A 10,898-nucleotide genomic window follows, 5' to 3' on the forward strand; every position below is an offset into this window, starting at 1 on the left:
TCAACCGCACTTTTTGTTTGGATACAGCCATTTTTTGGATTCAATTATAAATTTTGTTCTTCGCGTTGTTTACGTTTGCGTTTCCAATAGCTGAAACCGACAAAAATGACGACGGCTGCCAAAATAAGATAAATCCCCATTTGACCATGACGCATCTGGGCTTTAATCCAGTCGATATTCTCTGCCCCATGATGCCCCAAATAGACCCAAAACGGTACTGAGATAATCGCTGCAAAGAAATCAATCAGTAAAAAACGGATGAAACCCACACGGCGAGTGACGCCGGAAATAATATAAACCGGCGTTCGCAAGCCGGGTAGGAAGCGGGCGAAAAATAGCAACCGATTGCCGTAGCGATCAAATTTATCTTTAACCATTTTCAGCCGCTTAAAGGTGATAAAGCGTTTGATCAGACGAAAACGCAGAATTTTTACCCCGTAAAACCGTCCAAGCATATACATCAAACAGTCGCCGAACAGTACGCCGATCATTCCGACCACCACCATCCAATGCGGATTAGCATAGCCTAATCCGGAAATAATTCCACCGGATACCAGCGTAATATCTTCCGGAATCGGCACGCCCATTCCACACAACAACAAAACGAAAAATACGGCGAAATAGCCGTAATTAGTAAAGAAATCAATAAAAAATTGCACAGTTAATCCATTGTTCTAGTTAGCGAAACGATGAAGATATTTCATCGAGATAACATTGCATACCGACGTTATTGTGCCTTTTTTTAGTGATAATTACCATCATAAAAAAGAGATTGACAACAGAAAATTGAGTGACTGACCTCAAATAGAGAAAACAGGCGATAAAGTGCGGTTTTTATTTGCGTTGTGAGAGAAAATTCACTAGAATAACCGCCCTTGAGTTCGCTGCGAGCGGCTTAAGCCATACTTGTCGGGATTGTTGGGTCGCCTGCAATCCTTAATATAGAGAAACGTGATAGCGTTTCATAGTAAAAGAGAAATTTAATATGTACAAATTTAATGCTGAAGTTCGTCAAGCGCAAGGTACGGGTGCGAGCCGCCGTCTGCGTCATGCTGGTTTAATCCCTGCGATCGTTTACGGTGGTAACGAAGCGCCGGTTTCTATCACATTGAACCACGATGAATTAAACAATGCTCAAGCCCATGACAATTTCTACAGCGATGTGATCACGTTAGTGATCGAAGGCAAAGAAGTTGCAGTGAAAATCCAAGCGGTACAACGTCACCCGTTCAAACCGAAATTGGCGCACTTGGACTTCAAACGCGTATAATTTTTAACGTGTGATCTGAAAAACACCAGCAATCTTAGATTGTTTGGTGTTTTTTCATATCTAAACAGGCAAAATGGTAGTCAAGGGATGGCGGGGCAAACATGAAAATTGCATTGGGAATTGAATATGACGGCAGTCGTTATTTCGGGTGGCAACGCCAGCAAGCCGTTAAAAGCGTGCAACAGACATTAGAAACTGCTTTGAGTCAAGTTGCCGCCCATCCGGTTTCGGTTTTTTGCGCTGGCAGAACAGATTCAGGGGTGCATGCCACCGGTCAGGTGGTACATTTTGAAACCACTGCCATTCGCCAGCCGCAAGCTTGGACACTCGGTGTGAATGCCAATTTGCCGGGTGATGTGAAAGTCAAGTGGGCAAAGTCGGTTGATGACGATTTTCATGCCCGTTTTAGTGCGACGGCACGGCGTTATCGTTATCTGATTTATAACAATGTGTTGCGTCCGGCAATTTTAGCCAATGGCTTAACTCACTATCATCAACCGTTGGATGAGCAAAAAATGCACCAAGCCGGACAGGCATTATTGGGCGAATTAGACTTCAGTTCATTCCGCGCAGCGCAATGCCAGTCGCATTCACCGTGGCGTAATGTGCAGCATTTGAATGTCAGTCGGCTAGGGCAATTTGTGATAGTGGATATTCAAGCGAATGCGTTTGTGCATCATATGGTTAGAAATATTGTCGGCAGTTTGATCGAAGTCGGCAACGGCAATCAACCACCGCAATGGATGGCTTGGTTACAACAGCAAAAAGACCGCACTTTAGCAGCGGCAACAGCGAAGGCCGAAGGCTTGTATTTGGTGCAGGCGATTTATCCGCCACGCTTTGCACTGCCGCAAACGCCGCTTGGGCCGCTTTTTTTAGCGGATTGATGTGGTTAAATTTGGAAAAATGTATAAAAAAAGTGATAAATGTGGTGTAATACCTCGCATTGAACCCTCCGATAAATCATCATGAAAGGTTAACAAATGAGTTGGATTGAAAGAATTTTTAGTAAAACTTCAGTAAGCAGCAGTAGTCAAAAGGCGAATGTTCCGGAAGGAATTTGGACCAAATGTACTTCTTGTGAACAAGTTTTATATCGTGATGAAGTGGTTCGTAATTTGGAAGTTTGTCCAAAGTGCGGTCATCATATGCGAATTGATCCGAGAACGCGTTTACTGCAGTTATTGGATGAAAACAGTGCTCAAGAGTTGGCGGCAGAAATTGAGCCGGAAGATATTTTAAAATTCAAGGATTTAAAACGTTATAAAGATCGCATCAGTGCTGCGCAAAAACAGACCGGCGAAAAAGATGCGTTAATCGTGATGCAAGGCAAAATTTATGATTTGCCGGTGGTGGTTGCGGCGTTTAACTTTAATTTTATGGGCGGATCGATGGGATCGGTGGTCGGCGGCAAATTTGTCAAAGCGGCGGAAACGGCCTTGGCTAACGGCTGGCCGTTAATCTGTTTTTCCGCCAGTGGTGGTGCGCGGATGCAAGAAGCGCTGTTCTCCCTAATGCAGATGGCGAAAACCAGTGCGGTGTTGGCGAAAATGAAAGAAGCGGGCGTGCCGTATATTTCAGTGTTGACTGATCCAACCATGGGTGGCGTTTCCGCTAGTTTTGCGATGCTGGGCGACATCAATATTGCTGAGCCGAAAGCGCTGATCGGTTTTGCCGGTCCACGAGTGATCGAGCAGACAGTACGTGAAAAATTGCCGGAAGGTTTCCAACGCAGTGAGTTTTTAATCGAAAAAGGGGCGATCGATATGATTGTCAACCGTTTGGAGATGCGCAACACCCTAGCCAGTATTTTATCTAAACTCTGTGGCCAGCCTTCACCGTTCAAAGAAGCGGAATTGGTGGAACAGGAAGCGCAAAATTAACCCATGATGAAATCATCGCTACAAGCCACCTCTTCATTGGAGAAGTGGCTTTGTTATATTGAACAGAGCCACAGTAAAGTGATTGACATGGGGCTGGGACGGGTCAAGCGGGTTGCCGAACAGTTGGATTTGCTGTGCCCGGCGCCGTTTGTGATCACCGTCGGCGGCACCAATGGCAAAGGCACAACCTGTCGCCTGCTGGAAATGCTGTTGTTGAATGCCGGTTACCGTGTTGGTGTATATTCCTCACCACACTTGTTGCGCTATACCGAACGTGTCCGAATCCAAAATCAAGAGCTGCCGGAAGCGGCACACAGCGCATCGTTTTATTTTTTGGATCAAAACCGAAGTGAATCCTTGAGCTATTTTGAATTCAGCACCTTATCGGCGCTGTATCTATTCAAACAGGCGCAGCTGGATGTGGTGATTCTGGAAGTCGGGCTAGGCGGACGTTTAGATGCCACCAATATTGTTGATAGCGACATTAGTGTGATCACCTCAATCGATATTGACCATGTGGATTATTTAGGCGATAACCGCGAAAAAATTGGTTATGAAAAAGCCGGAATTTTCCGTGCCGGCAAAAGTGCGGTGATCGGTGAAGCCAATATTCCTGATTCAGTCGCGCAATACGCTGCTGAAATTGGCTGTGAGCTGTTTTGTCGTGATAAAGATTGGTCATACAGCGAAAATGGTAAGACATGGCAGTGGCAAAGCCAACTGAACAAACAACCGACCGTACTTTGGCAACAGCTGCCGATTCCACAGATTCCGCTCGCCAATGCGGCAACTGCGTTAGCGGTGTGTTGCTGTTTACCATTTCAAATTAGCGTGGAAAATATTGTTAATACCCTGACACAAGTGGCGTTAAGTGGGCGTTTTCAAACGATTTCAGCGCAGCGTTTGCAACCGTTAGCAGAGCAATGGCAGCTTGCGCTAGCCTATTTGCCACAGGTGATCGTGGATGTTGGGCATAATCCGCATGCCGCACGTTATTTGGCGCAAAAACTACAACAACTGAATACACAACACAAGCGCAAAGTCACTGCGGTTTTTGCGATGTTAAAAGATAAAGATGCCGTGCAAGTGGCTGAACCGTTGGCAGCTGCTATTCAGCAGTGGTATTTCGCCGATCTTAACGGTTATCGTGGACAGAGCGCTGAACAGTTGAAAAGTGCGGTCGCAGGGGTATTGACGCTGCAACAACGGCAAACTGCAATCACCTCACCGAGTGTTACCGCAGCGGTCAAAACAGCATTGTGTAATATGCAGGCAGACGAATTGCTGTTGATTTTTGGCTCATTTTTTACTGTAGCTGAGTTTTTAGCATTGCTGGAACCAAAAAGTGCGGTTTGACGGGCGGCAAGCTGATAAATAAGCGGATAAAAAAGTAGCCGTATAAAAAGAAAACAGGTAGGATACCGATAGAATAGAGCCACAGTTAAATAAGCAGCAGTGAATTAGGCGATAGCAATAATGCAGATGAATGGTTTTTTTTATTGGGAGTATGACAAAGCGCAGGATTGCTTGATGCTTTGCTCGGAAGCGACCCGACGAAAAATACCGACTGCCTTAAAACGCGAGGTGCTAAATTATAGTGCGTTGGGTCGTAATGATTGTGAGGCAGAGGATTTTCTGTTTTATAATCAAGTGATTGAGCTGTTGGAATACAGCAACCTGATTGAGCCGGAGCAGCACGAGTTTATCGCTTATAGCGCAACGGGTGCGCGTCAGTTTTTATTGCCAAGCCAAGCAAAAAGTTGGTTTTTTGAGTTTGCTGCTACGGCGTCGGTATTCGATTATCATGCCACACCCATCCCCTCGATCGTACAAACCGTGGTTAAACAGACTGGACAGCCGATTAACTTGCTGTTACTGAATTGTGATGAGCAAGTTGCTGACTGTTTGCTGTTAGAGGCAGCGTTGAATTTAGCGGGGCTGCAACGACAATTTGGGCAGCCGCTGCGAATCTTTAATAACCGCTTGCAAGTCTTACCATTGGAGATGTCACCGGCTATTTTTCAGCAACAATCTGCTTAACTTCAATCGGTTACTTACCATTAAATCTATAAATAGAAACTCATCATGCCGACAAGCGTTTTCTGTCATATCGGTAATGAAAAAAATAATGAGAAAATATCATGCAACCAGAAAATTTAACCCTTTCTTCCTCTTCGATTGATTTACATTGCCACAGTAATCGATCTGACGGTGTGTTGACGCCGACAGAAGTGATTGCCAGAGCAGCAGAGAAGGGGATTCAAATGTTAGCATTGACCGATCATGATACGGTTGACGGCTTAGATGAGGCTCGAATTGCGGCACAACAGCATGAGATAACACTGATTAACGGCGTTGAAATTTCGACCTTGTGGCAAAATCGTGGAATTCATATTGTTGGCTTAGGCTTCGACCACCAACATCCGGCGATGACCGCACTTTTGGCACAACAGGCAGAACTTCGTCACAAAAGAGCAGAAGAAATTGGTTTAAAATTGGAAAAGTGCGGTATTGAACAGGCTTATGCCGGCGCTAAATCTCTTGCTGGCGGTGAGGTCACACGTGCGCATTACGCTCGTTATTTAGTGCAAATCGGTCAGGTCAAAAATGAAGCCCAAGCCTTTAAACGCTATCTAGGACAAGGCAAGTCAGGTTATGTGAGTGCACAATGGTGCGATATTGAAACAGCGAATCGTGTTATTCATCAAGCTGGTGGTGTGTCGGTTTGTGCACATCCATTGCGCTATCCGTTGACACGCAAATGGTTGTTGCGTTTATTGAGCGATTTTCAGCAATGGGGTGGCAATGCGGTGGAAGTGGCGCACAGCGGACAATCGCCGGATCAACGACACAATTTGGCGAAATGGGTGAACGAACTGGGACTATTGGCATCAGCAGGATCGGATTTTCACTATCCGTGTGGTTGGATTGAATTGGGTAAAAATCTCTGGTTGCCAACAATCGCAAAACCCGTTTGGCAAGCACCTGATTTTGTGTCGCTTTTCACGCAAAGTGCGGTTTAGTGTTACTATTGCTGTGGGGCAAAACTGAAAACCACTTATTATTTTTAGTTATATAGCGTATAATCCGCCAAGAAATTTAGCTGTTTTCGCCGTTAGGCATAAGATAGAGAGAAGTCGATGAGTCAGTTTTTTTATATTCACCCCGATAATCCACAGCCGCGATTGATTAAACAAGCGGTTGAAATTTTACGCAGTGGCGGCGTCATCGTGTATCCGACCGATTCCGGCTATGCGTTGGGTTGTATGATCGGCGAAAAACATGCGATGGATCGCATTGTCGAGATTCGTCAGTTAGCAGAAGGGCACAATTTTACGCTGGTTTGTAGTGATTTATCCGAGCTGTCTAATTACTCGATCGTCAGCAATGTGGCGTATCGCTTGATTAAAAACAATACGCCGGGACATTACACTTTTATTTTGACCGCAACCAAAGAAGTGCCACGTCGTTTGATGACATCAAAACGTAAAACCATCGGTATCCGCGTGCCGGACAATAAAATCGCCTTGAGTTTATTGTCGGAGTTAGGCGAACCGATTTTATCCTGTTCGTTGATTTTGCCCGGCGAAGCAGAGACCCAATACGATCCGGAAGAGATTCGTGATCGACTGGAAAAACAGGTAGATTTAATTATTAACGGTGGTTACTTAGGGCAAAAACCAACGACGGTGGTCGATTTGACCGAAGATACACCGCAAATTATCCGAGTCGGCAACGGTTCGGCAACTCCGTTTGAATGATCAATAATTGACACCCGTGAGGGTGACACAGAGGAATAGATGAAACCAAAACCAATCAACAAAAACAAAACGGCAACACATGTCAAAGGTGTTGATGCGAAACGCACAGCGCATAAAGCTAAAGCTAGCTCGGCAACGGCAAAACCACAAGCTACAAATAAACCTAAGCATTTACAACATCCGAAAATCGCAGCAAAGCCTAAAACCGATACTAAGCTGAGTAATACCACCACGAAATCCAAAGTAGTCGGTGAGAAGCTGCAAAAAATTCTGGCACGTGCCGGACAGGGATCGCGCCGTGAAATTGAAACGATCATCGCCGAAAACCGTGTCAGTGTGAATGGTGAACTGGCGACATTAGGCGATCGGGTTGAACTGCGTAGTGATACCAAAATTCGGATTGACGGTCAGTTAATCAATCTGATTGCGGTGCAAAAACAGGTTTGCCGTGTGTTGATGTATTACAAACCGGAAGGCGAGCTGTGCACCCGTCATGACCCCGAAGGGCGTGCAACGGTTTTTGACCGTTTACCACGCCTAAACGGTTCTCGTTGGATTGCCGTTGGACGCTTGGATATTAATACTTCTGGCTTGATGTTGTTTACCACTGATGGTGAATTGGCGAACCGTTTGATGCACCCAAGTCGCGAGATCGAGCGCGAATATTCGGTGCGTGTGTTTGGCGAAGTCAATGATGCGATGCTGTTTCGTTTACGCAAAGGTGTGCAGCTGGAAGATGGTCTGGCGCAGTTCAAAAGCATTAAAAATGGCGGTGGTCAGGGGATCAACCAATGGTTTGATGTCACTTTGACTGAAGGACGTAACCGTGAAGTTCGCCGTTTATGGGAGTCGCAAGGGATCCAGGTCAGTCGCTTGATTCGTATTCGCTACGGCAACATCAGCTTGTCAAAACAGTTGCCACGTGGTGGCTGGCAAGAGATGGCATTGACAGACGTCAACTATCTGCGCGATTTGGTTGGTTTGCCGCCGGAAACTGAAAGCAAAATCGAGCAGCACACTCAGCGTCGTCGAATGAAAACCGCTAAAATTCGTAAAGCGGTTAAACGTTTCTCAGGACAGCCTTCAAGCCGCCGTCAACGGCATGATCGATAAAAATCAATAAAGGAACAGCGGATGAAAATTCAGCAACTACGCTATATCGTTGAGATCGCCAACCAAAATTTGAATATTACCGACGCAGCCGAAGCGCTGTACACCTCGCAGCCGGGTATCAGTAAGCAAGTGCGGTTATTAGAGCAGGAGCTAGGGCTTGAGATTTTTGAACGTAACGGCAAACACATTAAAAGCATTACTACCGAAGGACGCAAAATTATTGCCATTGCACGCGAGTTGCTAGCAAAAACCCAAAGTATTAAAGCGATTGCCGATGAATATACCCGTCCTGATCACGGCGTTTTGCGGATTGCGACCACCAATACTCAGGCACGTTATGTATTGCCTAAAGTGGTTGATCGATTTTTAAGCCGTTATCCGGACGTCAGCCTGCAAATTCATCAAGGCTCACCAACACAAATCTATGATGCGCTGCTGTCGGGAGAAGTGGATCTGGCTATTACCACCGAAGCGCAATATCTGTTTGAAGGCGTGGTACTGCTGCCTTGCTACAATTGGAACCGTTCAGTGATTGTGAAACGCAATCACCCTTTGGTCAATTGCAAAAATATTACGATTGAAGAGTTGGGAAAATATCCATTGGTGACCTATACCTTCGGCTTCACCGGCGCTTCCGATCTGTCACAGGCGTTCAGCAGCAGCGGTATTTTGCCGAATATCGTATTCACGGCAACCGACGCCGATGTGATCAAAACCTATGTACGTTTGGGATTGGGGGTTGGCATTATGGCATCGATGGCGCATACTCAGGAAGATACGGATTTGGTGGCGATTGATGCGTCACATCTGTTTAAACCGAGCAGCACGCAAATAGCCTTTAAACGAGGCTCTTTTTTACGCCATTATATGTATGATTTTATTAATTATTTTTCAGAGCACCTAACCCGACCGATGGTCGAACAGGCGGAGCGATTGCCGAATAATCATGCGATTCAAAAATTATTCGCTGATATTGAATTAGAAATGCGTTAAGTTAACATGAGAAGAGCAGGGCGAACTTTTTCTTTGCTAATAACATCATTTGCATATAAATCGTTCATTAAAATTGGGGTATTTCTTACCCCAATCATTTCATTACAGTTTGCCTTTTATCATTAGTCTACAAATTCCTGACACTTCGTGTAGCCTATCTGCAAAATCATTATAATCATTTTCAAATTCTCTAACTACATATAGACCAATATCAATTTCATTTAACTTAAATCTGTCATTCTCATTTCTGAGTGCCTCAAGAATATATTTCAACTGATTTCTTACTGAAACTATCGGCTGCCAGGTTGAATTATTTTGTAAAATTTCGAACGATTTTTCCAATGTATATACAACAATATCTATTGCTTTATCTTTTATCATTATTTTCTATAACCAAATTCTGCTTCGCTAAAATAAAAACTGCCCGGGAGCGGTTATAGTTTTAAGAATTTACAATATTTTTTAGCCATTGCGGAATTAATGATTTTTCTCGTGGAAATTTATTTAAATCGTCGATATATTTTTCTTTGCTTGGCGCATAAGTAAACTCTGGTTTTTCCTCATATTCAAAATGAGTTTGAAATTGTCCATTATTTTTAACGGTAAAATATGCAGTAAACCATGCACCTTTGTCAGAAGACATAGAATACATTTCTTCCCTTAAATCTTTAAATAAAAATGTTAAATCCTCATCACGAGTAACCTGCCCTTGATTTTTAGGATTAAAATAATTATGCTGTTCTTCTGTGGTGTAAAACGCAGTAATTTCAACCATTTTGTTTATAACAAACGCATTCAGTGTCATTGAATCCCATTCAACATTAGAACCAATATTTTTTACTGCAATTTCAAGAATTGAATTAATTTATTTGTTCTTTCCATTTATCGATATTCTTCTTTATAACAATTATTAACATCTTTATCCATTGGGATTAAATCATCTTTGCCTCCAGAGCCTCCAAATTGGTCTCCAATTAAATGCCTTCCATGATCATTATCTAATCTTCCATCATTTTTTCCAACCGTTTTCTGGTGATGTACCACCATCATCACTGTCTTTGGTTTGATACCTCCATCTGCATCGCCTTTTACTTTGCCGTGGGGTTCTACAATATGGTTGTTACTACCACTTTTTTTGCCACTCGGTGTCAATAGCATTACGGCAGCTACCCAATCCTGCGCTGTACCGCCAGTTGTCAATATACTTTTTACGGCGGCTACGTCGCCAAAGGTAGATTCTTTTACACCTTTGGTAAAATCGTTTACACTTTAGCTTGCAACTGATCTATATTGAGAGGAATATCATCATATATAGAATCAAAGTAACCTTTTATAGCGAAGCTAATACCTTCAATTGAAGCATTATTGTCATCGGTGAAGTTGGGGCTATAAACATCAATCCCTAGTTTTTTAGAACCGAAACCTACATAATCTTCTACCGTCAAACTATCATATGTACTTAACAACTCAAATAATTCTTGACTAGTCAAACTAAACAAATTTTTTTTATCAAAAATTAACTCATTCTCGAGGTTTGGTACAAAAAGGACATAAAACAATCGGTTATTATGTTCATTATAGTATGCAAGTAATCCTTCATAATCATCAATAATATAATTGTTTATACTGTGTTGTTTTTGTTCTGTCCCTTTTAAACGAAGATTAATCAGTTGAATAATATTACTGCGTTGTTCATTAAAAATAAAACTCCCAACCGAAACCAAAGGTTTAATTATGTATTTCATGTTTTATAATAATTTAAAATATACCATTCTTTTTATACCACTCTCTCAATTGCTCAATTGCATCATCATATTTATCACCAAATTTATCTTTTATGTCTTTAATATCCATATCAAAAGCTTCTTCAAATTTACC

Annotated in this window: 14 protein-coding genes; 9 read left to right on the forward strand and 5 right to left on the reverse strand. The window is 43.2% G+C overall.

Annotated features, from left to right (window positions below; translation table 11 throughout):
• Positions 1 to 44: 44 nt before the first annotated feature.
• Positions 45 to 659, reverse strand: a complete 615-nt coding sequence (locus FHQ23_RS12135; protein WP_139614545.1) for a DedA family protein — start codon at positions 657 to 659, stop codon at positions 45 to 47.
• A gap of 326 nt (positions 660 to 985) precedes the next feature.
• Between FHQ23_RS12135 and rplY the strand changes: the two genes are divergently transcribed.
• From rplY to cysB, 9 genes are all read left to right on the forward strand, one after another.
• Positions 986 to 1,270, forward strand: coding sequence for a 50S ribosomal protein L25 (gene rplY / locus FHQ23_RS12140; protein ID WP_132966487.1), 285 nt, complete (start codon positions 986 to 988; stop codon positions 1,268 to 1,270).
• 101 nt (positions 1,271 to 1,371) lie between these two features.
• A complete protein-coding gene (truA, locus tag FHQ23_RS12145; RefSeq protein ID WP_139614546.1) occupies positions 1,372 to 2,157 on the forward strand; it encodes a tRNA pseudouridine(38-40) synthase TruA in 786 nt (261 codons plus the stop codon).
• Between the two features lie 96 nt (positions 2,158 to 2,253).
• Entirely contained in the window at positions 2,254 to 3,153 is a 900-nt protein-coding gene (accD, locus tag FHQ23_RS12150) for an acetyl-CoA carboxylase, carboxyltransferase subunit beta (RefSeq protein ID WP_139614547.1), read from the forward strand.
• A gap of 6 nt (positions 3,154 to 3,159) precedes the next feature.
• A complete protein-coding gene (folC, locus tag FHQ23_RS12155; RefSeq protein WP_442805433.1) occupies positions 3,160 to 4,509 on the forward strand; it encodes a bifunctional tetrahydrofolate synthase/dihydrofolate synthase in 1,350 nt (449 codons plus the stop codon).
• Positions 4,510 to 4,635: 126 nt separating this feature from the next.
• Positions 4,636 to 5,193: a cell division protein ZapC domain-containing protein gene (locus FHQ23_RS12160; protein WP_176552326.1), complete on the forward strand. Its 558-nt coding sequence runs from the start codon at positions 4,636 to 4,638 to the stop codon at positions 5,191 to 5,193.
• Positions 5,194 to 5,294: 101 nt separating this feature from the next.
• Positions 5,295 to 6,176: an RNase RNM gene (gene rnm, locus FHQ23_RS12165; RefSeq protein ID WP_139614550.1), complete on the forward strand. Its 882-nt coding sequence runs from the start codon at positions 5,295 to 5,297 to the stop codon at positions 6,174 to 6,176.
• A gap of 117 nt (positions 6,177 to 6,293) precedes the next feature.
• Positions 6,294 to 6,914, forward strand: a complete 621-nt coding sequence (locus FHQ23_RS12170) for an L-threonylcarbamoyladenylate synthase (RefSeq protein WP_139614551.1) — start codon at positions 6,294 to 6,296, stop codon at positions 6,912 to 6,914.
• A 39-nt stretch (positions 6,915 to 6,953) separates the two neighbouring features.
• Positions 6,954 to 8,027, forward strand: a complete 1,074-nt coding sequence (rluB, locus tag FHQ23_RS12175; protein ID WP_176552327.1) for a 23S rRNA pseudouridine(2605) synthase RluB — start codon at positions 6,954 to 6,956, stop codon at positions 8,025 to 8,027.
• Positions 8,028 to 8,048: 21 nt separating this feature from the next.
• Positions 8,049 to 9,020: an HTH-type transcriptional regulator CysB gene (cysB, locus tag FHQ23_RS12180; RefSeq protein ID WP_139614552.1), complete on the forward strand. Its 972-nt coding sequence runs from the start codon at positions 8,049 to 8,051 to the stop codon at positions 9,018 to 9,020.
• 102 nt (positions 9,021 to 9,122) lie between these two features.
• Here cysB and FHQ23_RS12185 read toward each other — a convergent pair whose 3' ends face one another.
• From FHQ23_RS12185 to FHQ23_RS12200, 4 genes are all read right to left on the reverse strand, one after another.
• Entirely contained in the window at positions 9,123 to 9,401 is a 279-nt protein-coding gene (locus tag FHQ23_RS12185) for an immunity protein Tsi6 family protein (protein WP_139614553.1), read from the reverse strand.
• 61 nt (positions 9,402 to 9,462) lie between these two features.
• Positions 9,463 to 9,825 carry an immunity protein YezG family protein gene (locus tag FHQ23_RS12190; RefSeq protein ID WP_139614554.1) on the reverse strand — a complete coding sequence of 121 codons (363 nt, stop codon included), beginning with the start codon at positions 9,823 to 9,825 and terminating at the stop codon, positions 9,463 to 9,465.
• A gap of 77 nt (positions 9,826 to 9,902) precedes the next feature.
• Complete coding sequence (locus FHQ23_RS12195; RefSeq protein ID WP_139614555.1) at positions 9,903 to 10,178, reverse strand: DNA/RNA non-specific endonuclease; 276 nt, start codon at positions 10,176 to 10,178, stop codon at positions 9,903 to 9,905.
• Between the two features lie 104 nt (positions 10,179 to 10,282).
• Positions 10,283 to 10,765 carry a hypothetical protein gene (locus FHQ23_RS12200; RefSeq protein ID WP_139614556.1) on the reverse strand — a complete coding sequence of 161 codons (483 nt, stop codon included), beginning with the start codon at positions 10,763 to 10,765 and terminating at the stop codon, positions 10,283 to 10,285.
• Positions 10,766 to 10,898: the final 133 nt, after the last annotated feature.

Source organism: Testudinibacter crocodili, from assembly GCF_006228025.1.
Taxonomy (GTDB): Bacteria; Pseudomonadota; Gammaproteobacteria; order Enterobacterales; family Pasteurellaceae; genus Chelonobacter.

Coding starts and splice junctions, on each gene's coding strand:
- rplY (WP_132966487.1), top strand. CDS start 986: ATGTACAAATTTAATGCTGAAGTTCGTCAAGCGCAAGGTACGGGTGCG.
- truA (WP_139614546.1), top strand. CDS start 1,372: ATGAAAATTGCATTGGGAATTGAATATGACGGCAGTCGTTATTTCGGG.
- accD (WP_139614547.1), top strand. CDS start 2,254: ATGAGTTGGATTGAAAGAATTTTTAGTAAAACTTCAGTAAGCAGCAGT.
- folC (WP_442805433.1), top strand. CDS start 3,160: ATGAAATCATCGCTACAAGCCACCTCTTCATTGGAGAAGTGGCTTTGT.
- FHQ23_RS12160 (WP_176552326.1), top strand. CDS start 4,636: ATGAATGGTTTTTTTTATTGGGAGTATGACAAAGCGCAGGATTGCTTG.
- rnm (WP_139614550.1), top strand. CDS start 5,295: ATGCAACCAGAAAATTTAACCCTTTCTTCCTCTTCGATTGATTTACAT.
- FHQ23_RS12170 (WP_139614551.1), top strand. CDS start 6,294: ATGAGTCAGTTTTTTTATATTCACCCCGATAATCCACAGCCGCGATTG.
- rluB (WP_176552327.1), top strand. CDS start 6,954: ATGAAACCAAAACCAATCAACAAAAACAAAACGGCAACACATGTCAAA.
- cysB (WP_139614552.1), top strand. CDS start 8,049: ATGAAAATTCAGCAACTACGCTATATCGTTGAGATCGCCAACCAAAAT.
- FHQ23_RS12185 (WP_139614553.1), bottom strand. CDS start 9,401: ATGATAAAAGATAAAGCAATAGATATTGTTGTATATACATTGGAAAAA.
- FHQ23_RS12190 (WP_139614554.1), bottom strand. CDS start 9,825: ATGACACTGAATGCGTTTGTTATAAACAAAATGGTTGAAATTACTGCG.
- FHQ23_RS12195 (WP_139614555.1), bottom strand. CDS start 10,178: ATGCTATTGACACCGAGTGGCAAAAAAAGTGGTAGTAACAACCATATT.
- FHQ23_RS12200 (WP_139614556.1), bottom strand. CDS start 10,765: ATGAAATACATAATTAAACCTTTGGTTTCGGTTGGGAGTTTTATTTTT.